The organism is Lentibacter sp., from assembly GCF_029254145.1.
Classification (GTDB): domain Bacteria; phylum Pseudomonadota; class Alphaproteobacteria; order Rhodobacterales; family Rhodobacteraceae; genus Lentibacter.
Genome location: NZ_JAQWYD010000108.1, coordinates 33,672 through 59,991 on the forward strand (window position 1 = coordinate 33,672; position 26,320 = coordinate 59,991).

Annotated in this window: 23 protein-coding genes; 14 read left to right on the forward strand and 9 right to left on the reverse strand. The window is 56.5% G+C overall.

The features are described from left to right. The first annotated feature begins 144 nt into the window (after positions 1-144). Both pepN and P8O11_RS12225 read left to right on the forward strand, forming a co-directional pair. The gene (pepN, locus tag P8O11_RS12220) at positions 145-2,697 is read left to right on the forward strand and encodes an aminopeptidase N (RefSeq protein WP_300294551.1); all 2,553 of its coding nucleotides are present in this window, start codon (positions 145-147) and stop codon (positions 2,695-2,697) included. A gap of 63 nt (positions 2,698-2,760) precedes the next feature. Then, complete coding sequence (locus P8O11_RS12225) at positions 2,761-3,183, forward strand: hypothetical protein (protein WP_300294553.1); 423 nt, start codon at positions 2,761-2,763, stop codon at positions 3,181-3,183. Here P8O11_RS12225 and P8O11_RS12230 read toward each other — a convergent pair whose 3' ends face one another. Further along, positions 3,184-3,972, reverse strand: coding sequence for a transglycosylase SLT domain-containing protein (locus P8O11_RS12230; RefSeq protein ID WP_300294555.1), 789 nt, complete (start codon positions 3,970-3,972; stop codon positions 3,184-3,186). It abuts the gene before it with no gap. 274 nt (positions 3,973-4,246) lie between these two features. On the opposite strand from P8O11_RS12230, the gene P8O11_RS12235 reads away from it, so the two are divergent. The 4 genes from P8O11_RS12235 to P8O11_RS12250 all read left to right on the forward strand — a co-directional run bounded on the left by P8O11_RS12235 (position 4,247) and on the right by P8O11_RS12250 (position 8,055). Continuing rightward, positions 4,247-5,533: a hypothetical protein gene (locus P8O11_RS12235; protein WP_300294557.1), complete on the forward strand. Its 1,287-nt coding sequence runs from the start codon at positions 4,247-4,249 to the stop codon at positions 5,531-5,533. 75 nt (positions 5,534-5,608) lie between these two features. Further along, the gene (gatB, locus tag P8O11_RS12240; protein ID WP_300294559.1) at positions 5,609-7,123 is read left to right on the forward strand and encodes an Asp-tRNA(Asn)/Glu-tRNA(Gln) amidotransferase subunit GatB; all 1,515 of its coding nucleotides are present in this window, start codon (positions 5,609-5,611) and stop codon (positions 7,121-7,123) included. An 8-nt stretch (positions 7,124-7,131) separates the two neighbouring features. Then, entirely contained in the window at positions 7,132-7,608 is a 477-nt protein-coding gene (locus P8O11_RS12245) for a thioesterase family protein (protein ID WP_300294561.1), read from the forward strand. A gap of 54 nt (positions 7,609-7,662) precedes the next feature. Continuing rightward, positions 7,663-8,055: a DUF4177 domain-containing protein gene (locus tag P8O11_RS12250; RefSeq protein ID WP_300294563.1), complete on the forward strand. Its 393-nt coding sequence runs from the start codon at positions 7,663-7,665 to the stop codon at positions 8,053-8,055. Here the strand turns inward: P8O11_RS12250 and P8O11_RS12255 are convergent. Further along, a complete protein-coding gene (locus tag P8O11_RS12255) occupies positions 8,028-8,279 on the reverse strand; it encodes a BolA family transcriptional regulator (RefSeq protein ID WP_273498702.1) in 252 nt (83 codons plus the stop codon). The two genes, P8O11_RS12250 and P8O11_RS12255, sit on opposite strands and share 28 nt — an antisense overlap. A gap of 75 nt (positions 8,280-8,354) precedes the next feature. Between P8O11_RS12255 and P8O11_RS12260 the strand changes: the two genes are divergently transcribed. Next, positions 8,355-8,978, forward strand: a complete 624-nt coding sequence (locus P8O11_RS12260; protein ID WP_089890008.1) for a DnaJ domain-containing protein — start codon at positions 8,355-8,357, stop codon at positions 8,976-8,978. Here the strand turns inward: P8O11_RS12260 and P8O11_RS12265 are convergent. Both P8O11_RS12265 and msrB read right to left on the reverse strand, forming a co-directional pair. Beyond that, complete coding sequence (locus tag P8O11_RS12265) at positions 8,971-9,402, reverse strand: hypothetical protein (RefSeq protein WP_300294566.1); 432 nt, start codon at positions 9,400-9,402, stop codon at positions 8,971-8,973. The two genes, P8O11_RS12260 and P8O11_RS12265, sit on opposite strands and share 8 nt — an antisense overlap. Positions 9,403-9,493: 91 nt before the next feature. Further along, entirely contained in the window at positions 9,494-9,961 is a 468-nt protein-coding gene (msrB, locus tag P8O11_RS12270; protein ID WP_300294617.1) for a peptide-methionine (R)-S-oxide reductase MsrB, read from the reverse strand. Positions 9,962-10,185: 224 nt separating this feature from the next. Here msrB and cobS point away from each other — a divergent pair, with 224 nt between their 5' ends. From cobS to P8O11_RS12290, 4 genes are all read left to right on the forward strand, one after another. Next, complete coding sequence (cobS, locus tag P8O11_RS12275; RefSeq protein WP_300294568.1) at positions 10,186-11,172, forward strand: cobaltochelatase subunit CobS; 987 nt, start codon at positions 10,186-10,188, stop codon at positions 11,170-11,172. A gap of 9 nt (positions 11,173-11,181) precedes the next feature. Further along, complete coding sequence (gene cobT, locus P8O11_RS12280) at positions 11,182-13,059, forward strand: cobaltochelatase subunit CobT (protein WP_300294570.1); 1,878 nt, start codon at positions 11,182-11,184, stop codon at positions 13,057-13,059. Between the two features lie 167 nt (positions 13,060-13,226). Beyond that, positions 13,227-15,029: an aminopeptidase P family protein gene (locus P8O11_RS12285; protein ID WP_300294572.1), complete on the forward strand. Its 1,803-nt coding sequence runs from the start codon at positions 13,227-13,229 to the stop codon at positions 15,027-15,029. 60 nt (positions 15,030-15,089) lie between these two features. Then, the gene (locus P8O11_RS12290) at positions 15,090-15,434 is read left to right on the forward strand and encodes a DUF427 domain-containing protein (RefSeq protein ID WP_300294573.1); all 345 of its coding nucleotides are present in this window, start codon (positions 15,090-15,092) and stop codon (positions 15,432-15,434) included. Between the two features lie 10 nt (positions 15,435-15,444). Here the strand turns inward: P8O11_RS12290 and P8O11_RS12295 are convergent, their stop codons facing one another. Next, the gene (locus P8O11_RS12295; protein ID WP_300294575.1) at positions 15,445-17,124 is read right to left on the reverse strand and encodes a chloride channel protein; all 1,680 of its coding nucleotides are present in this window, start codon (positions 17,122-17,124) and stop codon (positions 15,445-15,447) included. 111 nt (positions 17,125-17,235) lie between these two features. Here P8O11_RS12295 and P8O11_RS12300 point away from each other — a divergent pair, with 111 nt between their 5' ends. Then, on the forward strand, positions 17,236-18,612 hold the full coding sequence (locus P8O11_RS12300) for an FAD-linked oxidase C-terminal domain-containing protein (RefSeq protein ID WP_300294577.1): 1,377 nt from the start codon (positions 17,236-17,238) through the stop codon (positions 18,610-18,612). 1 nt (position 18,613) lies between these two features. Here the strand turns inward: P8O11_RS12300 and recN are convergent, their stop codons facing one another. The 4 genes from recN to ftsZ all read right to left on the reverse strand — a co-directional run bounded on the left by recN (position 18,614) and on the right by ftsZ (position 24,078). Continuing rightward, on the reverse strand, positions 18,614-20,260 hold the full coding sequence (gene recN, locus P8O11_RS12305; protein ID WP_300294579.1) for a DNA repair protein RecN: 1,647 nt from the start codon (positions 20,258-20,260) through the stop codon (positions 18,614-18,616). A gap of 44 nt (positions 20,261-20,304) precedes the next feature. After that, positions 20,305-21,153 (reverse strand): outer membrane protein assembly factor BamD, encoded by an 849-nt coding sequence (locus tag P8O11_RS12310; protein ID WP_300294581.1) that lies wholly within the window; start codon positions 21,151-21,153, stop codon positions 20,305-20,307. A gap of 165 nt (positions 21,154-21,318) precedes the next feature. Further along, entirely contained in the window at positions 21,319-22,239 is a 921-nt protein-coding gene (gene lpxC, locus P8O11_RS12315; protein WP_300294583.1) for a UDP-3-O-acyl-N-acetylglucosamine deacetylase, read from the reverse strand. Positions 22,240-22,428: 189 nt separating this feature from the next. Further along, positions 22,429-24,078, reverse strand: coding sequence for a cell division protein FtsZ (gene ftsZ / locus P8O11_RS12320; protein ID WP_300294585.1), 1,650 nt, complete (start codon positions 24,076-24,078; stop codon positions 22,429-22,431). Between the two features lie 427 nt (positions 24,079-24,505). Here ftsZ and P8O11_RS12325 point away from each other — a divergent pair, with 427 nt between their 5' ends. Continuing rightward, the gene (locus P8O11_RS12325) at positions 24,506-25,711 is read left to right on the forward strand and encodes a PhnD/SsuA/transferrin family substrate-binding protein (protein WP_300294587.1); all 1,206 of its coding nucleotides are present in this window, start codon (positions 24,506-24,508) and stop codon (positions 25,709-25,711) included. Between the two features lie 123 nt (positions 25,712-25,834). Continuing rightward, positions 25,835-26,299 (forward strand): DsrE family protein, encoded by a 465-nt coding sequence (locus tag P8O11_RS12330; RefSeq protein ID WP_300294589.1) that lies wholly within the window; start codon positions 25,835-25,837, stop codon positions 26,297-26,299. The last annotated feature ends 21 nt before the right edge of the window (positions 26,300-26,320 follow it).

The window sequence follows — 26,320 nt, forward strand, 5'->3', positions numbered from 1 at the left end:
CAAGGCGCAATCTTTCGGATGTTCGAGACGAACAGAAAAACCTTCAGGATTTTCAAGGCAATGAAACTGCCAATATAGGATGCCCTATTGAAGCTCCGCGCTGGCGCGCTTACCGTCTGTACAACTGCAGGACAGGAGCCTCCCATGAGCCAGACGAGCGCCGAAACCATCTACCTCAAAGACTACGCACCTTTTGGCTGGACTGTGGAAGAGGTGCATCTGACGTTCGCTCTGCATCCAACCAAAACGCGGGTGAAAAGTCGTATCCGCCTCGTTCCCAATCCTGCTGTGCAACCTCAAGAGTTCTTTCTACATGGCGAGAATCTCAAACTCATCAGTGCTGCGATCAACGGCGCAGCGATATCGCCCAAAATCACAACGAAAGGTCTGACAGCGGATGTACCCGCGGGCCCGCTTGTGTGGGAGAGCGAAGTCGAAATCAGCCCTGAAACAAACACCGCGCTTGAAGGCCTCTACATGTCCAACGGCATGTATTGCACGCAGTGCGAAGCCGAGGGCTTCCGCAAAATCACATACTACCCAGACCGCCCAGACGTGATGAGCACGTTCACAGTGCGCGTCGAGGGCTCAGAGCCCGTACTCTTGTCAAATGGCAACAAAGGCGACGCTGGTACTGGCTTTGCCGAGTGGCATGACCCGTGGCCCAAGCCCGCTTATCTCTTTGCTCTCGTTGCCGGCGATCTCGTGAAACATCCAGACAACTTCAAAACCCGGTCAGGCCGCGATGTTGAGCTGAACATCTGGGTGCGCAAAGGCGATGAGGACAAATGCGCCTTTGGCATGAAAGCGCTCAAAGCGTCGATGACATGGGATGAAGAGGTATATGGCCGCGAATACGACCTTGATATCTTCAATATCGTCGCGGTTGATGACTTCAACATGGGCGCGATGGAAAACAAAGGCCTCAATATCTTCAATTCCTCCTGCGTCCTCGCCAGCCCGGAGACCAGCACAGACGACAATTTCGAGCGTATCGAAGCCATTATTGCGCATGAATATTTCCACAACTGGACAGGCAACCGCATTACGTGTCGTGACTGGTTCCAGCTCTGCCTCAAGGAGGGGCTCACTGTCTATCGCGACAGCCAGTTCACCTCCGATCTGCGCTCCGCTTCTGTCAAGCGCATCTCGGATGTGATCGATCTGCGCGGCCGCCAGTTCCGCGAAGATGGCGGCCCGCTGGCCCACCCTGTGCGCCCCGAGAGCTTCGTTGAGATCAACAACTTCTACACAGCTACCGTCTATGAGAAAGGCGCAGAAGTCATCGGCATGCTCAAACGACTTGTCGGCGATGAAGACTATTACAAAGCGCTTGATCTCTATTTCACCCGCCATGATGGCGACGCCGCCACGATTGAGGACTGGTTGAAAGTGTTTGAAGAGGTCACAGGCCGCAACCTGAAACGCTTCAAGCGCTGGTATAGCTCCGCAGGCACGCCCCGCCTCACTGTGACCGAAAAGTTCAAAAACGGACGCTATACACTTACATTCAAACAAGAAACACCACCCACACCTGGTCAGCCTCAAAAGAAACCACGCGTCATTCCCATTGCCGTCGGCTTGCTCAACCCCAATGGCGACGAGGTGCAGCCCACAACCCTGCTCGAAATGACAAAGCGTCAGCAGAGTTTTTCCTTTGAGGGCCTCGTCTCAAAGCCTGTAGCTTCAATCCTGCGCGACTTTTCTGCGCCCGTTGTTCTGGAGCATGAGCGCAGCAATGCAGAGCGCGCCTTCCTGCTGGCCCATGACACTGATCCCTTCAACAAATGGGAAGCGGGACAAGCCCTGCGCCGCGCCAGCCTCATCGCCAGCGTCACAACAAGCGCCGCGCCCGATACAGCATTCCTTGACGCCGTTGTGCGTGTTGCGCGCGACGACAGCCTTGATCCCGCGTTCCGCGCGCTTGTCCTCCAGCCCATTGGCCAAGACGATCTCGCCGCCACTTTGCATGCCCAAGGCCATACGCCTGATCCGCAAGCCATCTATGACGCCAGCGAGACAATGGCGCAAAGTCTTGCGCAAGAGCTGGCCGACAGCCTGCCACGGCTCTACGCTGACACAACCGTTGATGGGCCGTTTGTTCCCGATGCAACAGGCGCGGGCAAACGTGCGCTCAACGGGCGCATTCTCTACATGCTTACACGTATGGACGGTGGTGCGCAGGCGCGCGCGCAATTCAAGACCGCCGACAACATGACCCTGAAGCTCGCCGCACTCAACGCCCTTTTGGGACAAGACACAGGCGCCGACGAAGCCGAGAGTTTTTTCCAGCTCTGGAAAGGGGACCGCTTGGTGATGGACAAGTGGTTCGCGGCCCAAGTGGCTTTGGCCAAGCCCGAAAAAGCGGCAGATGTCGCCGAAGCTTTGACAGCGCATCCCCTCTTCACCCTGAAAAACCCAAACCGCTTCCGCGCGGTCTTCGGGGCGCTGTCCATGAACCACGCAGGCTTTCACCACAGCTCAGGGCGGGGATATGCGCTGCTCGCAGACTGGCTTATCAAGCTCGACGCGCTTAACCCACAGACAACCGCACGGATGTGCACCGCCTTTCAGACTTTCGCTAGGTATGACGATACGCGCCGAAGCCTTGCAAAAGACCAACTGACGCGCATCCTTTCCACAAATGATCTCAGTCGTGATACCACCGAAATGGTCACGCGTATCTTGGAGGGCTAAGCCAGTGCAGCGCCCTCAAGGACAGCGGCAGTCGTTGGTATCGGGTGGCAAATGAGCTTGCCTATGATGCACACCTCCTACGGCCGCTCCCCTGCCGCCCTGCTTACACTTGCTGGCGTCTATGCGGTCCTGCTTGGGCTTGTTTGGATGATTGATCTCAATCTCTATATCGCGACATTTTTGGCTCTGTTCACGCTGCCTGCCCTTTGGGAGGCGGTCCAAAACCCGATCAGCACGTTTGAGCTCACAGAAACGCATATGCGCTGGAGCACGCCAAGGCTGACCGATGAAATGCCCGTTGGCCTGATCCTGCGCGCGCGGTTTGACACACGGCTTGATCTTTCCGTTAAGGTCACGCTTTTTCTGAAAGACAATCGCAAGCTGCGTCTACCACATGCCTGCACACCGCCCCATGAAGTCCTTGAGGCTGAGTTGCGCGCTCTGGGCATCCCAACTGAGCGACATCACTTTTCACTTATTGGCTGATCAGCCTTCGTTTTGCGCCAAAAGATCTTCAGGGCGCGCTTTCGGGCGCAGGCTTTTATGCGAGACACAGTAGGCTTGCTTGCGCGTCCATTCTGCCATTTCCGCGCGCTTGGAAGACGAATGCATCGGTCCCCAGTCTTGCGTCACACCCTGATACTTGCGCTTCTTTTCAGGGAAAAACCCGTGGATCACTTGATCGCGCGCAACCGTCTTGCTCATGATCCGAGTGGCACAGCTCAAGTTTAGCCCACCATCCTTGAGCGCCTCGCCCGTCTTGGCCTGACATTTGTATAGCCGTGCTGTGGACGGCAAAATCTGGAGCAAGCCATACCAGAGCCCGCCGCCCCCCACTGCATCAGCGCGGTAGGTACTCTCGTGCTTGGCCAAAGCCGACATAAACCCAACCCAGAACATCGCACGGCGGAACTCGTCATTCTCTGCGTAGGCAGGACACCAGTCACGGTAGTCATTGGGCACAGTCTTCGTCAAAGGCTTGCCATGAGACAAGACCGCCTTCATCGCAGTGGTCGTCCAGTCCTTATGGCCCGGGCGGTGCTCCCACCGCGTATGGGGCAAAGCAAACTCATAGGGTCGGCCTTTTGGCCTGATCTGGGCCAGACGCGCATCACTCGCTGTGGAGTATGACGCCTTGCGCGCCTGAGGCCGTATCTTGGCAAACTCAGGCCCAGGGGCAAGAACGTGATCATCAAGAGAGCCCTCGTCCTCTTCCCCGCGAGGGTCGATCAAGGCCATCGTTTGCGCAGAAAGCTCCGCAATAGGATCCCCCATGGGAAGGGTCTCAGACGCAAAAGCAGCGCCCCTACTTAAAACAAGCAACAGACCCACACACAAAACATTATGAAACTTGGCAGCAAACATCTTTTGGGTCTTAAGCCGATTGGGCCCTATTTGGCAATCTTTTCGCTCAGACATGAGTGATTGTTTCCGAGGCCTGCACAGTCCACTAAATCTTGCCTAGTTTTCCCGAAATCCAACCCGCATTTGCCCTGTTTTGGCCCGATTGCGCCGACACAAAGGGGTCCTGATATGGGAACGAATCAATATGGCACTTCTGTCAAATCTTCCAGAACTGGCGGCAAAAGCCCGTCAAAATCTTGCGCTTCTGCCCCGCGCAAAGCGTTCTGGCAGTACAGACACCCCCGTTGAAATGACACAACGCCAGCTTGCCAGCCGCTTGCAAGAACAACTTCTGATCCCGACAGCTGTCGAGCCCCCAGAAGAAAGCACGCGCGTGCGCATTCAGGATCGTGGTCAGTTTCTCGCTCGGCAGGAGCGTTGGGAGGAACTCAGCCGCCTGATCCGCGCCGCTGACAACCGCAAAGTCGCGACCCACTGCGGCATGCCCCACGCAGATCTGCTCAGCCTGGGCGCCCGAACAGATGTGGTGCTTGCGACAGAGCACGCCATTGCAGACGGGTTCACGCCAGGTCTGGCGGGAATAGAAGCCCTCGAAGACATTCTGTTTGAATTCCCTGATGACTACGCCATCGCCGAAATCGTTGCGCAAGCACACATGGATATCGGCTGGGCATGGCGTGGCTCAAACTGGTCTCATGAAATTCCCGCGCGCAACCTCGCTCTTTTTGAAGCACATTTTGAACGCGCAAGAGACATTCTCGACAGCTTCTCCCGCACGGCCCTCGCCTCACCGCTTCTGGCAGCGGCGCAATGCTCGCTTGTTGTGGCAAAGCCTCAGCCCGCCATGCATATTGCCGATGCCTATGAGCGTCTCATTGATCTTAACCCAGCCAATACCGCACCGATGCGCAGCTTAGGCAACTTTCTGTTGCCGCGCTGGTTCGGCTCCTATGATGCGCTAGACCTCGAAGCCCGTCGCACAGCGGCACGGTGCAGCAAGTTTTGGGGAAACGGCGGCTACACATGGGTGTTTCTTGATGCCCTGAGGGTTGATCAAGGTGCTGCACGCGCATTGGATATCGACTTCTTCCTCGATGGCCTGCGCGATATTCTTTATCTTCAACCCGACCAACATATCGCTAACCTCTTGGCCGCATATACAGGCATTACGATGTCGCCCGTGCGCACACCTGTTGAAGCGCCAGATATCGTGCGTGAAGTGCGTCAGAACATTCACTCGATGTTTGATCACATCCTGCGGGAAAACCTGCGCGAGCTTCATCCGCTCCTCTGGGCCGAAGCCGATCTGGGCCCAAACCCCGGAACATGCCTGCCACCGCGAGGCGCACTTTTGCGTAAAGGGCGCGACACCGCACTCAATGCCATCGCAAGTCACTTCAAAAACGATATCATCAGCGGCAAAATCCTTGAGTTTGGCAAAGGTGGGCTCACACTTTCCCCTCAAGCCTAACTCCCCCTTGCCCCGCCCCTAAGGCTGGCCTAGAACCGACCTCGAATTTGCATAAGACGCACAAAGGACGAGGCAATGCTGGATCTGGCCTATGAAACACCGCAGCCCAAAGTGATCGCGGGCGCGAAATACGACTGGGAACTTGTGATCGGCATGGAAGTCCATGCGCAGGTCAGCTCCAAGTCAAAGCTGTTTTCTGGCGCTTCAACACTGTTTGGTGCCGAGCCAAACTCTAATGTCGCCTTTGTTGACGCTGCCATGCCTGGCATGTTGCCTGTCATCAACGAGTTCTGCGTCGAACAAGCCGTGCGCACGGGCCTTGGCCTCAAGGCCGAAATTCACCTCAAATCAGCGTTTGACCGCAAAAACTATTTCTACCCTGATTTGCCGCAAGGCTATCAGATCAGCCAACTCTATGAGCCCATCGTCGGTGAAGGCGAGATCCTTGTGGATATGGCCCCTGGTGTGGCCCGTCTCGTACGCGTCGAGCGCATTCACCTTGAACAAGACGCTGGCAAATCGATCCACGACATGGACCCGAACATGTCTTTCGTCGATCTCAACCGCACAGGCGTTGCGCTGATGGAAATCGTCTCGCGTCCAGATATTCGCAGCCCAGAAGAGGCCGCCGCCTATGTCGTCAAGCTGCGTCAGATTCTGCGCTACCTCGGCACATGCGATGGCAACATGCAAAACGGAAACCTGCGCGCCGATGTCAACGTATCGGTCTGCCGCGCAGGTCAGCATGAAAAATACATGGCGACGCAAGACTTCAGCCACCTCGGCACCCGCTGTGAAATCAAAAACATGAACTCGATGCGTTTCATCCAGCAAGCGATCGACTATGAAGCGCGTCGCCAGATCAAAATTCTTGAAGAGGGCGGAGAAGTCACACAAGAAACGCGCCTCTACGATCCAGACAAAGGCGAAACACGCTCCATGCGCTCAAAAGAAGAAGCGCATGATTACCGCTACTTCCCTGATCCAGACTTGATGCCGCTTGAGATTGAGCAATCATGGGTCGATGAGATCGCTGCCTCCTTGCCCGAGCTGCCAGACGCGAAACGCGCACGCTTTATGTCAGACTATGGCCTCACAGAATATGACGCTTCGGTGCTCACAGCCGAAGTTCAAAACGCGACCTACTTTGAAGAGGTGGCCGCAGGCCGCGACGGCAAGACAGCTGCAAATTGGGTTATCAACGAGCTCTTTGGTCGCCTCAAAAAGGATGAAGACAAAGACATCAGCGAAAGCCCCGTCTCGCCGGCCCAACTTGGCGGGATCATCGACCTGATCGCAGTCGACACGATATCTGGCAAAATTGCCAAAGACCTCTTTGAGATCGTCTATACCGAAGGCGGCGACCCCGCCGAAATCGTTGAGACCCGCGGCATGAAGCAGGTCACAGACACAGGCGCCATCGAGACCGCACTGGACGAGATCATCGCAGCCAACCCCGCTCAGGTCGAAAAGGCACGCGAAAACCCCAAGCTCGCAGGCTGGTTTGTTGGTCAGGTCATGAAAGCCACAGGCGGCAAGGCCAACCCCAAGGCTGTGAACGATTTGGTCCAAGCCAAGCTGGGCGGCTGAGCCCGACAATGACCAAGCCGTTTATCTCCGAGCCAATGGTCGTGCGCCCTGAGTGGATCGACTTTAATGGGCATCTCAATATGGCCTACTACAACGTCCTCATGGATTTGGGCGTTGACGCACTCTGGCACGAGATCGGCTTTGGTGGTGATTATCTCACTCGCACAGGGCACACGACCTACTCCGCCGAATATCACATGCACTACATACGCGAGGTCCACGAGGGAGACCGCTTGCGCGCAACTTTCCAAGTGCTTGATACGAATGACAAGTCTATCCACTTTTGCCAAGAACTCATCCATGAAGATGGGTGGGTGTCTGCTGGCGGAGAAGGGATGTGCCTGCACATTGACCAGTCAGGTCCAAGGGTCGCGTCCATGCCCGGAGATATTCTTGAGACATTCAAGACGATGCGCACCGCGCACGCCAAACTCCCCATCCCAAGTTTCGTTGGTCGCCCTATGGGCATCCGCCACAAGAGCTAAACAAATACAAACAATGGAAACTGCCGCGTGTGCCTGTTAGGGTCAAACCGCGTCATGAGCTGCAACAAGGGTTACAAAGTGTACGAATACAAAGTTATCTCCGCACCACGCAAAGGCCTCAAGGCCAAAGGCATCAAGTCACATGAAGACCGTTTTGCCAATTCTCTTCAAGAGCTTATGAATTCAAAAGCACACGAAGGTTGGGAGTTTGTGCGCGCTGAAACTTTGCCAAGCGAAGAGCGTTCAGGATTTAGATCCACGAATGTGGTTTACCGCTCTGTGCTCGTCTTTCGCAAAAAAGTCCAAGAGGCCGCCGATGAATTTGCCCACACACCCCAGCCTGTATGGGAAGACACTGCGCCCTCACAGTTCTTTGAGACCCTGCCCGAGCCCGTCGAAGCCGAGTCTTTAGATGACGATCAGGACAGCTCCAAAGCCAACGCGTGAATCTGTTCGTTGAGTGGCCCTAAAGCCGCATGCACAGCACGGTGACGCGCAACTCGGCTCATCTCCTCAAAGCCAGCCGCCTTCATTCGAACTCGAAAATGGCTCTCGCCAGAGCCATCGTCGCCAGCATGCCCACTGTGCAAACGCGACTCATTGATCACATCGAGCGTCTCGGCCTCGAAAGCTGCCGTAAGGGCTTCACGAATTTTTGCTTCCATATTCATTTTTTACGCTCTTTCCTCTTTCCCCCAGTTTCAAACACACTAGAGTACTAAGCCAGTCGCGAAAAGAGAGTTCCCATGCCCAAACACGATCCTTTCGGTTTTGACATGTCTGTGTCATCCGCCAAAAAGAAAAATCCACGTGGCCGCCGCGGCATGTCTGGCGCGTCAGAAACCTCTACACGCCAGTGTGAGCATGCAGGCTGCGAAGAAGCCGGCAAGTTCCGCGCGCCCCGTGCGCCTGATGTGCTCGATGAATATCTATGGTTCTGCAAAGAGCACATTCGCGAGTACAATCTGAAGTGGAACTTCTTTGACGGCACAACAGAAGCCGAAATGAACGCTCAGATGTCCAAGGATAAAGTCTGGGAGCGCGAAACCAAGCCGATCGGAGATCCTGAGGCCCGCGCATGGGCACGCCTCGGTATCGAAGATCCTCATCAGGTGCTTGGCGCAAACGCGACAAAGAACCCGGGCAAAGGCGGCGGCGGCTCACGCCGTTTGCCCCCAACAGAGCGACGCGCCATCGAGATCTTGGAAGCCAAAGACCATTGGTCCAAGGCCGAGATTCGCAAGGCTTACAAAAAGCTCATCAAAGTGCTTCACCCCGATATGAACGGCGGCGACCGCTCTCAAGAAGAGCAGCTCCAAGAAGTCGTATGGGCGTGGGATCAGATCAACGTGAGCCGCAGCTTCAAGTGAAGCGGCGGCGCAGCCTGCCCGCTGACCAGTGCAAGCCGGCGCAGAGCGCAATCCACAAGAGCGCAAAGGGCGTGAGAAAGTGAAGCGTCAACCAGAGGGTGACGAGGCCTAGGTTGTAAAGCGGTAAAGCCAGGAAACCGGCAAGATAGGCTGCCAGGACGGTCGCCATCAAGAAGGCAACAAACGACAGCAACACCCCGCGCCAGCCCTCGCGCCCCATCAGCGGCCCAAGCAAAAAGCCCGCCAGCCCCGCGCTAAAAACGGCAGCCACAACAAAGACAGGCGCCTCAAGGTGTCTTGTGACCATATTCCCAAAGCCTATCAGGCTGCCCACTGAGACAAGCCCCCCTGCCGCCCCCACGCCAGCGGCCATGGCCCCTCGCAGTTTCCAGTTCTGCTTTGTCATAAGTTCGATACCGTCCATATCTGCTCTCCTTGTCTTATCACCCTGATAAAACAAGAAACGCCCCGCAGCTTTTGCGAGGCGTTTGCGCAGATTTTACACAATTTCAGTGTCAGGCAGCCTTAAACACCAAGCTCACGCCATTGAGACAATGCCGTTTGCCCGTCGGCTTTGGTCCATCATCAAATATGTGCCCAAAGTGGCTGCCACAGCGGCGGCAATGACATTCGGTGCGCGGATAGATCATCTTATAGTCTGTCTTGGTTTCAATCGCTTCGGGAAGCGCTTTATAAAAGCTCGGCCAACCAGTGCCACTGTCATATTTATGCGCTGAACTATAAACTGGTAGGTCACAGCCGCGACAGTGATACATGCCTACATCATAGACTTTATCGAGAGGCGAAGACCCAGCACGCTCTGTGCCCTCTTGGCGCATCACCTTGTATTGCAAGGGCGTGAGCATGGCACGCCACTCAGCATCGCTGCGCGTGATATCAAACTCTTTTGAAGCCGCCGCACGCACAAACGGCAGCCCCGCAGCTGCGCCAAGCCCTGTGACCATAAACAACCGTCTCTTAATAACATGATGCTCCTTCGCATATTCACGTCTATCATACGTCAAACCCAATCACTTGGCAGCTCAAGCCTGCGCACCTTCGCGTGAACACCTAGTAACACACCCCCATAGAGCCAGCTCTCCCAATTCCGTATTCCAAAGTGGCAATCTTCTGGCTTGGCCTTGCCCTCGCCCCGAAATTGTTGCACCACAACTACAACATTTTCGAGATATGAAGGAATCCGGCTATGGCGGACGGTATGATCGACATTAACGCAAAACCAACCGAGAAACTTTCTGTGCGTGATGTCTTCGGCATCGACACCGATATGACTGTGCCCGCCTTCGCTGAGCGCAGCTCACGCGTGCCTGACATGGACAGCACCTACAAGTTTGACCCAGACACAACGCTGGCGATCCTTGCAGGCTTTTCTCACAATCGCCGTGTAATGATCCAAGGCTACCACGGCACGGGGAAATCCACCCACATCGAACAAGTCGCGAGCCAACTCAACTGGCCTTGTGTGCGCGTAAACCTCGACAGCCACATCTCCCGTATCGACCTGATTGGCAAAGATGCCATCAAGCTGCGCGATGGGAAGCAAGTCACCGAGTTTCAGGAGGGTATCCTGCCGTGGGCGCTGCGCAACCCGACAGCGATCGTCTTTGACGAATACGATGCTGGCCGCGCTGATGTCATGTTCGTGATCCAACGGGTTCTGGAAGTGGATGGGAAGCTGACACTGCTTGACCAAAACGAAGTTATCACGCCCAATCCGTACTTCCGCCTCTTCGCCACAGCCAACACTGTTGGTCTCGGCGACACCACGGGCCTCTACCACGGGACACAGCAGATCAACCAAGGTCAGATGGACCGTTGGTCGCTTGTCGCCACGCTGAACTATCTCTCGATCGATGCTGAAACCCAGATCATCTTGGCCAAAAACCCGCATTACAACACGGATGCTGGCCGCAAAACCATCAAGCACATGGTTCAAGTCGCAGATCTCACCCGCACAGCCTTTATGAACGGTGACCTGTCAACAGTCATGTCGCCGCGCACCGTGATCGCATGGGCTCAGAACGCGGAGATTTTCCGCAATGTGGGCTATGCCTTCCGCCTGACGTTCCTCAATAAATGTGACGAACTCGAGCGCCAAACGGTTGCAGAATTCTACCAGCGCTTGTTTGATGAAGAGCTGCCGGAAAGTGCTGCAAGCGTAAGCTTGGGCTAAGCGCAAGAGATGTCAAAGCCATCCGATAACCCAGCAGATCCTTTCAAAAAAGCCCTCGCCGAGGCCACTAAAGTCTTGGCTAACGACTCCGATCTGACGGTCAGCTATTCGGTAGATCCTTCCGGCATGTCGGGCGACACAATGCGCCTGCCGCAAGTCTCGCGCCGCATGACCCGCGATGAGGTCTTGCTCGCGCGCGGTACAGCGGATGCTTTGGCCCTCAAACATAAGTATCACGACACAGCGACCCACGCCCGCTACGCCCCTGCAGGCGACCTGGCTCGCGACATTTACGAGGCGATGGAAACCGCGCGATGCGAAGCGATGGGCGCGCGCGATATGCCAGGGACGGCAGGCAACATTGATGCAAAGATCGCCGAAGACGCCCGTCGCGCAGGTTATGCCGAAATAACCGACCGCGCCGATGCCTCCCTCGCGACAGCCGCAGGCTACCTCGTACGCCACCTCGCCACAGGGCGTGATTTGCCTGCAGGCGCACGCAATGTGATGGAGCTTTGGCAGGGCTTCATGGAAGAACAAGCCGGCGACGCGCTCGAAGACGTCTCAGAACGCCTCGCAAGCCAGCAGGATTTTGCCCGCTTCGCCCGCCGTGTCATCTCAGATCTTGGCTATGCCGACCAGCTTGGCGATGATCCAGACGCCCCCGATGAGGAAAGCGACGAAAGTCAGGACGAAGCCGAGCAAGACGAGGATCAGCCAGATAGCACGGGGCAGGACGACGCCCAAGAGGATGAGTCCGACGCCAGCCCAGAGCAATCCCAAGAAGAGACCCAAGACGCTGCCGAGGCGCAAGTCTCGATGGATGAGATGGCCGATGAAGAGCTTGGCGATGAGGCCGATATGCCTGATGGCGAGGCCCCGCTTGAGCCGCCGCCCCCACAGCCAAGTTCAGATGCAGACCCCAACTATCTGGTCTATGACGCGAGCAATGACGAAGAAATTCTCGCCGAAGAGCTTGCCGAGCCTGCAGAGCTCGAACGCTTGCGCGCCTATCTCGACCAACAGCTTGAGCCGCTAAAAGGCGCTGTCAGCCGTCTCGCCAACAAGCTTCAGCGCCGCTTGCAAGCGCAACAAAACCGCTCTTGGTCCTTTGACGAAGAAGAAGGCATCCTCGATGCTGGTCGCTTGGCACGGGTCATCTCAAACCCGACAACACCGCTCAGCTTCAAAGTCGAGCAAGACACCGAATTTCGCGACACTGTTGTGACGCTGCTCATAGATAATTCAGGCTCCATGCGCGGCCGCCCGATCTCAATTGCAGCTATATGTGCTGATGTTCTCGCCCGCACGCTTGAACGCTGCTCTGTGAAAGTCGAAATTCTCGGGTTCACCACGCGCGCTTGGAAAGGCGGGCTCGCACGCGAAAAATGGCTTGCTGACGGCCGTCCCCAACAGCCAGGCCGCCTCAATGACCTGCGCCATATCATCTACAAACACGCCGACAGCCCTTGGCGCCGCTCACGCGACAACTTGGGTCTGATGATGAAAGAAGGCCTCCTCAAAGAAAATATCGATGGTGAAGCCCTCGAATGGGCGCACCGCCGCATGTCTCGCCGCTCGGAGGCGCGTAAAATCCTCATGGTGATCTCCGATGGCGCGCCCGTGGATGACTCAACTCTGTCAGTCAATCCCGCGAACTACCTCGAGAAACACCTTCGCGATGTCATTGCGATGGTCGAGAAAAAACGAGCCGTGGAACTGCTCGCAATCGGCATCGGCCATGATGTCACGCGCTATTATAACCGCGCAGTGACCATCACAGATGTAGAGCAACTTGCCGGTGCGATGACAGAACAGCTCGCCTCCCTTTTTGATACTGACCCGCGTGCACGTGGGCGCCTCCTCGGCATCAAGCGCGCCAGCTAGGCTCAGGCCAGACACCGCATCAGGCTTTTTCTTTCCCCAAATATCCCGGGGGAGCACGAGGGGGCTAGCCTCCTCGTCGGTCGGATTTTGCATTGCAAAATTCGATCCCGCCTCTTCCCCCACGCCGCGTTCCCCCTTAGTCTTCCTCACGAGTTGGGAGACAAATTATGTTCCAAAGTTTTGAAAACCGCGCCGATCCAAGTCAGGGGAAGACCCGCCTGATGGAGCTTCGCAACCGCATGACCAAAGAAAATGTCGTGGGCTTTCTCGTACCCCGTGCCGATGCCCACCAAGGTGAATATTGCGCGCCCCATGATGAGCGCTTGTCCTGGCTCACAGGCTTTACAGGCTCTGCCGGCTTTGCTGCCGTTCTCAAAGACAGCGCGGGGGTCTTCATCGACGGCCGCTATCGCACACAAGTCAAAGAGCAGGTCGATCTGGCTGTGTTTACGCCGGTGCCATGGCCCGAAACCGCGCTCAAAGACTGGCTTGCCCAAGAGCTGCCCCAAGGCGGCATCATCGCCTATGATCCGTGGCTCCACGTCGCGAGTGAAATCGAAGACCTCGAGGCAAGCCTCGCCCAAAAGGGGTTCAGCTTTCGCGCCAGTCCCAACCTTGTTGACAAAATATGGCCTGATCAGCCCGCGCCGCCGCTGGGGCCGATCGCGCCCTACCCCGAAGCACTTGCAGGCGAGGCACATGCTTCCAAACGGGCCAGACTTGCCAAAGCCCTACGCACTGCAGGCCAATCCGCAGCCGTGATCACCCTACCCGATTCTATCGCATGGCTACTCAACATCCGCGGCAGCGATATTCCACGCAATCCCGTGCCTCATGCCTTTGCCATTCTCTATGAAACAGGTCATGTGACGCTTTTTGCCGATCCAAAGAAAATAGACGACATGTTGCGCGCCCACCTCGGCCCAGAAATCAAACTACGTCCAACCTCGGCGCTCGAGCCAACGCTCCATTCCCTCCAAGGCACTGTGCGGGTCGATCGCAAAACCGCACCCATCAAAGTCGCCCAAGAGCTTGCCGAGGGCAGCGCAATCCTGTCGTGGGGCGACGATCCCTGCATTCTGCCCAAAGCTTGCAAAACATCTGCCGAAATTGAGGGTACTCAAGAGGCGCATCTGCGCGATGCCGCCGCTGTCGTCGAATTTCTCACCTGGTTTGACGCCCAGCCGATCGGCTCGCTCACAGAGATAGATGTGGTCAAACGCCTCGAAGAGGCCCGTTACGCCACCAATGATTTGCTTGATATCAGCTTTGAAACCATCGCAGGGACTGGCCCGCACGGCGCCATTATGCACTACCGTGTCACAGAAGAGACAAACGCCCCCCTTAAAGAAGGCCAGCTGCTCGTTCTAGACAGCGGCGGACAGTATATTGACGGGACAACCGACATCACCCGCACATTGCCTATCGGCGCTGTCGGAACCGAAGAAAAGCGCTGCTTTACCCGTGTCTTACAAGGCATGATTGCAATCTCTCGGCTGCGTTTCCCCAAAGGGCTCGCAGGCCGCGATCTAGACGCAATCGCGCGCTATCCCCTCTGGCTCGCCGGACAAGATTTCAATCACGGCACAGGGCATGGCGTAGGGGTGTATCTCTGCGTCCACGAAGGCCCACAAAGGCTCAGCCGCGTTTCCGATGTGCCGCTCCAAGCGGGTATGATCCTCTCCAACGAGCCTGGGTATTACCGCGAGGGCGCCTTCGGCATCCGGTTGGAAAATCTCATTGTTGTTCAAGACGCCCGCACGCTTGAGAGCGCCGATCCGCGCCCAATGTTTGACTTCCTAACGCTCACGTATGTGCCTATTGCACGCGCGCTGATTTGCACAGAGATGCTCAGTCTTGACGAGCGGAACTGGCTCAATCTTTATCACAAGGCCTGCTATGAGAACATTGCACCGAGGCTTTCCCCCGAGGCTCAAGTGTGGTTAAGTCACGCGACCCAAGACATTTGACATTTTAGTGTAACAGTTTGACGCCATATTGCGCGCAAACGTATCTCAAGGATTGAACACATGGCCCCCAAAATCACGATCACCCGCGCCACTGGCACTTGGGTTGTGCGCGCTGGAGGCGCTGTCTTGGGCGAGAGCAAAAACGCACTGGAGCTGTCAGAAGGCGACCACCCGTCAGTGATCTATTTCCCTCGCAGCGATATTGCGACCGCTTTCCTAGATGCCAGCGGACATACAAGTCATTGCCCGCACAAAGGGGACGCCAGCTACTACTCAATCGTGACCAAATCCAAAACGATCGAAAATGCCGTCTGGAGTTACGAAGCCCCACTCGACGCCGTTTCCAAAATCAAAGACCACCTCGCCTTCTACCCGTCAGATGATGTCGCTGTAGAGCGCGTCTGACTGCTCGCGCTCAGCTGTGTTCTTCTGCCGCTGTGGCCGCCAATGCGCGGTTGTAGGCCTTCAGCGCATCAACATGCATGAGCGCCCCCCAGAGTTCGGGCGGCGCATCTTCTCCCGATAGGCTCACGACAGGCAAGAAGCGCGCGCCCGTCCGCTCAAAAAGCGGCATCGCAGTTTCCAGCGTCGCGTTGCCATCCACATAAACTCCCTGCTCGACAAGCTCCCAAAGTTCCTCTTCAGAGGGGCAGCTCTCATCGTCTTTGTCGCGCATGAGCTTGGCGACACGGAACATCGCTAACAAGTAAGCCTGCGGGCCAGCCGCAAGGTGTACATTGCGCCGCTCAAGCTGGGTGAGAAAGAAAGAACGGTCCACGAGCCGCGAACCAAGCGCCGTCGACATACTCACCGCTACCATGACAGCAATCGCGGTCTGCCAGTCTCCTGTTAGCTCAAAGACAATCAAAGTTGTCGAAATTGGCGCGCCCAAAACAGCCGCTGCCACCGCGCCCATCCCCGCCAACGCGTAGAGTGCACTTGTGCCTGACACCTCAGGAAAAATACTGGTCGCAATGGTTCCAAAGGCAAGACCCGTAAGCGCCCCAACCATCAGCGAGGGTGAAAACACACCGCCCCCCATCCGCCCCGCCATAGTGATCACGACAGCCACGACTTTGAGCATCGCATAGACGACAGCCTGCCAGAGTAGAAGCTTGCCCGTTAACGCCGCAGACGTCGTCTCATAGCCGACACCAATGATATGCGGGAAGAAGACCGCCAGCCCCCCCAGCAATGCCCCCGCAATCGCAGGGCGCAACCAGCGCGGCACGTTAAATTTCTGCTGCAAATGGCTCGCAATATCGTCGCCAATAAAGATCGAACGCATCAGCGCTGCAGCGATCAGCCCACACAACAGACCAAGAATGAGAAACGCTGGCAATTCGACATAAAACGCCAAGGCAGAACTGACAGGCAAGCTGAATTCTGTAACATCGCCAAAAGCGAGCCGATTGATCACAGTCCCCGCGACAGAGGCAATCACAATAGGCGCAAAGGCATGAACCGCAAAGTGCCTCAGAACGACTTCTAGCGCAAAAAGAGCGCCCGCGATCGGCGCGTTGAACGAGGCGGAAACGGCAGCAGCCACCGCGCAGCCGAGCAAGTCCCGCCCCGTAATGCCATCGGCATGGAGCTTGTTTGACACCCAGGACGAGATCACCGCAGCCAAGTGGACAACAGGCCCCTCCCGCCCCGATGAGCCACCTGTCCCAAGCGTAATCAATGAAGCAAACGCTGAGGCCACGCCCTCACGCCGCTCGACACGCCCATCATTTAGCGCCGCGCCCTCTATCACATCTGCGACAGAACGCACCCGCCCATCTGGTGTGAAATGATGCAGGATTTGCCCGACAACCAACCCACCCACAATCGGGATCACCAGCACCCAATACCAAGACATATTAAGTGCAAAACTATAGAGATGATCGACATCATCGGTCCCATAGGCCCACGCCTGCAAGCCTTCGATGCCCCAACGAAACAAGACCGCGCCAAAGCCCGCAGCAACCCCAATAGCGAGTGCAATAAACCAGAATTGGACCTGACTCGGCCCCCTGTCGCGAAGAACACGCAAGGCGCGGCCAAGGTCATCCCCCGCCGCAGCCAGCTTTTCTTTCACAAATCTAGAGGCCATCGCGCACCCAAACCCTTTTATGCAGCATTTTAATAAAATATTAACGAGCCACGCTTTCCCCTGCGCTCCCAAAGCCCTAACCTCGCAAAACAAATGCAGCAGGGGGCAATCATGAGCGTGACACGCGCCATTCACAGGTTAACTTCATTACTAGGCGAAGGTCTAAGCCTGTCCAAGCCCGTTCTTGAAGATCATGGTCGCTCCGAGACATATTTCCCTCTTGCCGCACCAGATGCCGTTGCCTTCCCAAAAAGCACCGAGGAGGTCAGCGCAATCATCAAGATCTGTGCCGAAGAAGGCTGTGCCGTGATTGGTTTTGGCGCAGGCACCTCCCTTGAAGGCCAAGCTCAAGCCCCTTTTGGGGGTATTTGCGTCGACTTCTCAAAGATGAAGGCAATCCGTCGTCTTGCCCAAGAAGATATGGTTGCCGTCGTAGAAGCAGGGATCACGCGCGAAGAGCTCAATGAAGAGCTGCGCGCCACGGGCTTGTTCTTTCCCGTCGATCCGGGCGCAAACGCCTCGCTCGGCGGTATGGCCTCGACACGCGCCTCTGGAACAACAGCTGTGCGCTACGGAACCATGCGTGACAATGTCATCGGCCTTGAAGTGGTTCTCGCCGACGGGCGTATCATCCAAACAGGCACAGAAGCCCGCAAAACATCTGCCGGCTATGATCTGACAGGCCTCTTCGTCGGCGCCGAAGGCACACTTGGCCTCATCACTGCCCTCACCCTGCGCTTGCGCGGCCAGCCCGAAGCCATCACCGCCGCCGTCTGCGCCTTTCCAACGGTGGACGCTGCCGTAAACTGCGTGATCGACACAATCCAGATGGATTTGTCTATGGCCCGTATCGAAATTGTCGACACTGCAACCGTTCAGACTTTCAACACGATGGCAGGTGCAACCATGCCAGAGACACCACACCTCATGCTTGAGTTTCACGGCACCGAAAACAGCGTGCAAGATATGGCCGAAACCTTTGGTGATATTGCCGCCGATCACGGCGGAATGGGCTTTCAATGGGCCTCGCGTGCCGAGGATCGCGCCGCTCTCTGGCATATGCGCCATCACGCCTACTGGACGATCCTACAGTCTCGCCCTGGTTCAACCGCCTTGGTCACTGACGTCTGCGTGCCAATCTCGCGCCTCGCCGAAGCCGTCGCCGCCGCGCAAGACGATATCGCCCGCTCTGGTCTCATCGGACCGATCCTCGGCCATGTTGGCGATGGCAATTTCCACTCAATCCTGATGTTTGACCCCGCCAAACCAAAAGAGCTCGCCGCCGCCAAAGAAGCCTCAGAGCGGATGGTCTCCCGTGCGCTTGATATGGGCGGAACCGCCACGGGCGAGCATGGCATCGGGATTGGAAAGTTACACTATATGGAGCGTGAGCATGGCGAGGGCTGGAACCTCATGGGAGACATAAAGTCAGCGCTAGATCCGCAAAACATCATGAACCCAGGCAAGCTTGTCCCGCCCAAAAACTGATTTAAAGCAAAGCCTTCGCGGCCGCTCGCGCCTCGACAGTGATCGTGTCGCCAGAAATCATCCGAGCCACTTCGTCAATGCGCTCCTCGACCCCTAATGGCTTCACCGTTGAAAGCGTTTGCCCGTTGATGACGCTCTTTTCCACCCGCCAGTGGTGTTGTCCAAGCGCAGCAACCTGTGGAGAGTGCGTGACGACAAGCACCTGCCCGCCCTCCCCGAGAGCGCGCAAACGGCGGCCCACAGCATCTGCTGTCGCCCCCCCCACACCGCGGTCGATCTCGTCAAAAATCATCGTCACATCGCTTGCGCCACCTGTCAGACACACCTTAAGTGCCAGCAAAAAGCGGCTCAGCTCTCCGCCCGAGGCGATTTTGGCCAAAGGCCCCGCTGGCGCGCCAGGGTTCGTGGCAACAACAAAGCTCACGGAATCACTGCCTTCAGGCCCTGCTTCGCCCTCGGTAAGTTCAGTGGTAAAGACCGCGCGCTCCATCTTGAGCGGCGCGAGTTCTGCCATCACAGCCGCATCAAGCTTTGCCGCAGCCGTGCGCCGCGCCGCGCTCAAGGCTTCAGCGGCAGCACGGTAGGCCGCGTCCGCTGCTTTGCTCGCGGCTTCCAACGCGCCAAGCTCTGCATCGCTCGCATCTACCTGCTCAAGCTTTGTACGTAGGGTATCTGCGTGCTCCGCCAGATCGTCAGGCTGCACCTCATACTTGCGCGCCAGCCCGCGAATAGCGAAAAGTCGCTCCTCACACGCTTCAAGTTCAGCTGGGCTAAACTCCATAGCCCGTAATGTATCCTCAACAGCGTCTGAGGCCAGAACCAGCTCGTTGAGGCCACGCTCCAGCGCTTCAATCGCTTCAACAAGCAACTCAGCCGCCTCACCGCCGACAGCCTCAAGCCAACGCAGTGCCTCGCTTGCACTGTCCTCCGCGCCCTTTTCGTCGCGTAGCACGCTCAGAGCGCGCACAATATCAGTACGTACCTTCTCAGCACCTTGCATCTGGCGGCGCTGACGGTCGAGCGCTTCATCCTCGCCCGCCTTTGGCGAAAGCTTATCAAGCTCGGCAACGGAGTACCGCAAATACTCCTCCTCCTCGCGCAACTCCTCAATAGCCTTGTGCGCTACCGTCAGCTCAGATGCCGCTTTGGCCCGCGCCCGCCAAAGCCCGCGCAGCTCCGCCAGCTTAGGGCCAAGGCCGGCAAAATCGTCCAAAAGACTGCGATGACCACGCGGATTGAGCAAGCCACGGTCATCATTTTGCCCATGCAACTCGACCAAATGCTCCGACAGCGCCCGCAACACATCACCCGAACAGCGCCGATCATTGACCCACGCGGTCTTGCGACCATCGCTTGTGTTCACCCGCCGCAAAATAAGTTCGCTCGCTTGTGGAATGCCCGCTTCTTCCAAGACAGCAAAGGCCGCATGCCCGTCAGGCAAATCAAACACGGCCGTAACTTCCCCTTGCGCCGCACCGCTGCGCACAAGTTCTGCCCGCCCCCGCCAGCCAAGCACAAAGCCAAGCGAGTCGAGCAAAATAGACTTACCTGCCCCTGTTTCGCCTGTGAGCACGTTGAGACCAGCCTCAAAGCCGAGCTCAAGGTGATCAATCAGCAGAATGTCTCTAATCTCTAGCGCCCGCAGCATCTTGGCTCAGCTTTCCTGTCACAGAGGGCCCAGAACGGGCCCCGTCACAACCACTCGCCCTTGATGGTCTGGCGATAGGCCGACGCAAGCCAGTTGCCTTTGAAGAACTTCGGCTCAAGCCCTTGCCCGGAAAGCAAAGCAAAGCTGTCTTCATACCATTCAGAGCTGCGGAAGTTGTGCCCCAAAATAGCCGCCGCGGTCTGCGCCTCTTGAGCCAGACCCAGCGACAGATAAGACTCCACCAAGCGGTGCAGCGCTTCCGGTGTATGTGTGGTGGTCTGGAAATCCTCAACAACCACACGGAAACGATTGATCGCGGCGGTGAAACGGTCACGCTTAAGGTAATAGCGTCCGATTTCCATTTCCTTGCCAGCGAGATGATCAAAAGCCAGATCGAACTTGAGGACAGACGCCCGCGCATACTCGCTGTCAGGATAGCCCTCAATCACAGCACGCAAGCTTTGCAGCGCTTGAAAGGTCAGGCCTTGGTCGCGGCCCACATCATCGATCTGGTCGTAATAGCTCAAGGCCAGTAAATACTGTGCATAAGCGGCGTCTTCATCGGTGGGAAAAAAGTCGATGTAGCGCTGTGCCGATGAGCGTGAGTTTTCATAGTCTTTGGCCCGATGGAACGCATAGGCCTGCATGATGACAGCGCGCTTGGCCCAAGTTGAATAAGGGTAAAGTCGCTCAACTTCACCAAAATACTTGGCCCCATCTTCAAAACGCCTGCGGTTCACTTCAAACTCGCCACGTTCAAAAATCTGTTCGGCAGTGTAGGTTTCCAGCGGAACCTCACCACGCGCCAGCTTGCCTTCCTGACCACAGCCAGCCAACGACAGGCACAGCAGTGCAAAACCGAAAATTCTCACCCGAGAAAGCCCGCTCTTCATGCTCGTTATCCCACCTTCGCCTTGTGCGTGGCCTAGCGCCACTCTTGCCCGAGTCCTAGCATAGAAAATTCTAGGGCAAAACGCCTTAATGCGCCTTTTAATCCTGCCGTCTCAAAGACGCGCACATCGAATATTCCCAATGCTACAGTGAATGTAAAGCGCCGCTCAAGCGACCTGAGGCATTTCGCCCAAATGAACGCCTGCGCCAGGAAGACGCGCGGCTTGTGCAGGGGTACAGCGGACAAAACAAAACGCACCCTCCGCTTCAAAAAACTTGCGCAGCAATGCGTTTGTCATAGCGTGGCCAGCCCGTGCGCCAGTATAAACGCCCAGAATTGGGGCCCCTGCGAGGGCAAGATCGCCCAAGGCGTCCAGCATTTTATGGCGCACAGCTTCATCAGCGTGGCGCAGACCACCAGGACTCAAGACTTTGTCGCCTTCAACCACAACCGCGTTTTCCAGCGAGCCACCCAGAGCAAGCCCCTGCTCATGCATCGCATCCACGTCTGCCTGGCGGCAGAAGGTGCGGCTGTCGCAAAGCTCGCGCACAAACGATCCATTGGCCATGTTCAGCGTCTTTTGCTGACGGCCGATGGCCGCGTCTTCAAAATCAATCGAAAAATCGATCTGCATTTCATCCGCAGGACTCAGCCGCGCCCAGGCATCGCCACGGCGGACTTCAACGTCGCGCAATATGCGGATCGCCCAAACAGGCTCTTTAAGCTGCGCCAACCCTACCTCAAGGAAACGTTTCACAAATGGCGCAGCGCTTCCATCTAGGATCGGAACCTCGGGGCCATCAAGCTCGATCAGCGCATTATAAACGCCACAGCCCGCCAGCGCGGCCATCACATGCTCAATGGTTGAAACATCAACGCCGCTTGCGTTCACAATCCGTGTGCAAAGCGGGCCTTGCTCAACCGCATCCCAACGCGCAGGAACGATCGCATCCCCGATCGCAATGTCTGTACGGCAAAATTTGATTCCATGGCCCGCCTGCGCAGGACGCACGGTGAGGTGAGCAGGCTTTCCACTATGGAGCCCAACGCCGTCAAATGTGACCGATTGTTTGAGAGTTCTCTGCACGCAGTATGCCTATGTCTTGTGTTGGCTGCACTTTAGGTCTTGGGCGCGGCAGGCTCAATTCACTCTTTGCAACCAGATGTAACATGGACTGTTACAATCGGCAGAACCCCGCCTCAATTCAGATAATACTCTGATATAAAAAAAAAAGCCGCCCATCTGGGGCGGCTTTTTTGTGATAATTTGGGTGCTTCAGTTCGCTTGGCGGCGCAAGAATGCTGGGATTTCGATGCGCTCTTGATCAGCATCTGGCTGCTGTTGTGGTTGCGCACTGCTCACTTGTGGCTGCACACGCGGCGCCGCAGCAGGGCGTGGCGCTTGCTGTGGCGCAGCCGCTTGTGGCGCGGCTGGCTTCTGCGCTTGCTCATGACCCGTCATACGGTTGATCAATGAATTGATCCCAAAGCGAGGCTTTTCCTCGGCCTGTGGCACATCTGCTTCTTGCGTCGGGCGGTTGTTGTGAACCGCTTGGCGCAAACGCGCGAGGGCTTCGGGCGAAGGCGTGCCCGGTGCTGGAGCGCGTGGCGCGACAAACTCTTCTGGCGCGGCATCAATCGTTTCTTGACGCTGGGCTGCCTGAGGCTGGTACGCGGGCGGAGGAAGATCATCTTCTACCAAACTTGCCGCAGGTGCCTCATAGGCCTCACGGCGAGGCGTGAAAATATCTTCCATTTGCTCTTCTGCTGCCGCGTTCTCCGCGTCTGGGAAGTCTTCAAAAAGCGTGCGCTCGACAGGTGCCGACGAAACGGCTGGCTCAGCAGCTGTAAAGGCAACAGCCGCTTCTTGGGGCTTAACAGGTGCTTCTTCAGCAGCCACTTTTTGGCGCAGAGGCTCGGCCAATGAACGGCGCGGCACAGGAAGTTCGTTGCGCACTTCACTTGCGTCGATCCCAGTCGCAACAACGCTCACGCGCATTTTGCCGTCCATCGTTGTATCCAATGTGGAACCAACAATGATGTTGGCCTCTGGGTCGACTTCTTCACGAATGCGGTTGGCGGCTTCATCAAGCTCAAACAATGTAAGGTCGTGGCCACCTGTGATGTTGATCAGAACACCTTTGGCGCCGCGCAGGCTGATCTCGTCGAGAAGCGGATTTGCAATCGCTTTCTCGGAAGCCTGTGTTGCACGATCTTCGCCATCGGCTTCGCCCGTACCCATCATGGCTTTGCCCATTTCGTCCATCACGGCGCGAACGTCTGCAAAGTCGAGGTTGATAAGACCAGGACGTACCATCAGGTCTGTAACGCCCTTAACACCCTGATAAAGAACATCATCTGCGAGCGAGAAGGCGTCAGCAAATGTTGTTTTTTCAGTGGCAATGCGGAACAGGTTTTGGTTTGGAATGATGATCAGCGTATCAACAACTTTTTGCAGCGCCTCTACACCATCTTCAGCCTGACGCATGCGCTTTGCGCCCTCAAACTGGAAAGGCTTCGTGACGACGCCGACGGTCAGAACGCCAAGTTCGCGCGCGGCTTGTGCAATAATCGGAGCAGCGCCCGTGCCCGTGCCGCCGCCCATACCCGCAGTGATGAAGCACATGTGTGCTCCCGCGAGGTGATCGACGATCTGCTCAATGCTCTCTTCGGCAGCGGCTGCGCCGATGGTTGCCTTCGCGCCTGCGCCAAGACCTTCGGTAACCTTGATCCCAAGCTGCACCTTGCTAGCCGACTTGCTCTGCTGAAGCGCTTGCGCGTCAGTATTGGCAACCACGAAGTCTACGCCTTCGAGCTCCTTTTCGATCATGTTGTTAACCGCGTTACCGCCAGCGCCACCGACGCCAAAAACGGTGATCCGTGGTTTGAGGTCTTCTTGACCGGGCATTGTGAGATTGAGTGTCATAATTACTGTCCGCCTGATGTCTTTGTCCGCTTGCGCGGGTGCGATTGCTGCCTGTTCCGCCCTATTTCTACCGCGCCTTTCCCGTATCGTCACGTAAAAAACGGCAAAATGCTACAAAATATAGTCGATTTAGGTGGAGTCTCCGCGGTATTTCGCCTACGGCCCGAAATCTTGCGGAATACAATACCCCAGACACAAGACGCAAAAAAACGCACCTCAAATAAGAGGCGTGTTTTGAGATTACGATGTCATTGGGCCCTGCTCGGCCTAGTCGCTTCTTTTGTGAGCGTTAGGATTAAGTCTATCACAAGATTTTCATAACTTCCAGCCCTGCCAAGCCCCACCGCGCCGTTTTTAAACTGCAGTATCCTATTGTCTATTTGCCAGCCACGCTCTCTGCGCCCTATAAAGACAAAGGGAGGAGCACATGCTCAAAGGATGGATAGCAATACTCATGATCGCCTTGGTCGGCTTCACCCCCGCCAAAGCCCAAGATACATTGCCAACAGCTCGCATCGGCGTACTTGCTTATCTCGGCTATGAAGATGCGCTCGCCCACTGGCATGGCCTGAAAACCTATCTTGATGCCTCCCTGCCCAGATATCGCTTCGAGCTTGTCCCTGTCACACTCGCGTCCGCCTCAACTCAGATCGCCTCGGGTCAGGTCGACTTTGTACTGACCAACCCAGGGCACTTTGTTGACCTAAGCGCCAAGCATGCGATGAGCGTGATTGCCTCTCGCAGCGTTCAGCAAAGCGACGGCAGCTATGCGGGCGACTTTGGCAGCCTCATCTTTGCCCGCGCCGACACTGGCATAACAGCGCTGATCGATGCGGCAGGCAAGACAGTTGCCGCAATCGACAAGATGGCCTTTGGCGGCTTTCAGACCGCATGGCGCGAGTTTGAGAATGCTGGCCTGAATCTCTTCACCGATACCGCCGAACTGGTCTTTGTCGGGTTCCCGATGGATGAGGTCGTGGCACGCGTCGCCACAGGACGCGCCGATATCGGTATCGTACGCAGCGGGCTCATCGAACGACTGATCGCTGATGGGCACTACAAAGCAACCGACTTTACTTATCTCAATACCAGCGCAACTTACGCGCACCCTAACCGCATCAGCACACGCCTTTACCCCGAGTGGCCCTTCGCCGTTCTGGCAGGCGTTGATCCCGAATTAAGGGACAGTCTGGCGCTCGCACTTCTCAGCGCCAAGTCAAGCCCGCGCGCCGAAGCGTCGCGGCTGCGCGATATCTGGACGGCGCCAGTTGCCTATCATGCGGTCCAAGAACTCAATGATGCCTACACCAGTCGCATCGAAGCCCTGAGCCTCGTGCAAAAGATCTGGCGCAGCTGGCCGCTTTTGGTAGGCACCCTTCTGCTGCCACTTCTTTTGCTCGCAGCAATGCTTCGTTTGCGCCGCCCCGCATCGCGCACTCCGTCCGCAACGCCACAGCCCGACCTGACCAACCGCGAACGCGAAGTTCTAAGCCTGATTGCGGAAGGGTTTTCCTCAAAGGAAATCGCGCGCAAACTCGGCATCAACCCCAAGACAGTCGAATTCCACCGCGCCAATCTCCTCAAGAAATATGAGGCGCGCTCCTCAAGCCAGCTGATCGCGCTGGCCAGCTAAGAGCGCACCCTAGGCATAGCCCTAGCCCCAAACCCGTGGTTCCTCCTAGCTTTGCATTTGGCTCCAGCCTGTCATCCTTCTCAAAGCGTTGCAGCAAGCAACCAAACCAAGAGGGAGACTATTATGAAGAAACTTATCTCAATGGCCATGGCGCTCACAATTGCCGCCGCCAGCTTTGTCTTTACAGCCGCCGATGCCGACGCAAACGAGCGCTATGGCAAACAGAAAGTCGTGTATCACATCAACTACGATGGCGGTCCGGACGACAAAAAATACCGCGGTGCGATGCGCAACATCCAAAACCACATCAATGCCGTTGGCGCTGAGAACATGGACATCAAAGTGGTGCTTCATGGCAACGGCCTCGGCCTTTTGTCCCAAGCCAAAGCCAATGAAGGCCTGCGCGGGCAAGTGCTCGAACTCAAAGGTCAGAACGTTGCTGTTCATGTCTGCAACAACACCCTGAAGGGCCGCAAGATTTCCTACGAAAATGATCTCTTTGATGTTTATGCAGAAGACATCGTGCCAAGTGGCGTTGCCGAGCTCTCACATCTTCAAATGCAGGGTTACACCTACATCAAGCCATAAGCTCACACCCCTAAAGACAAA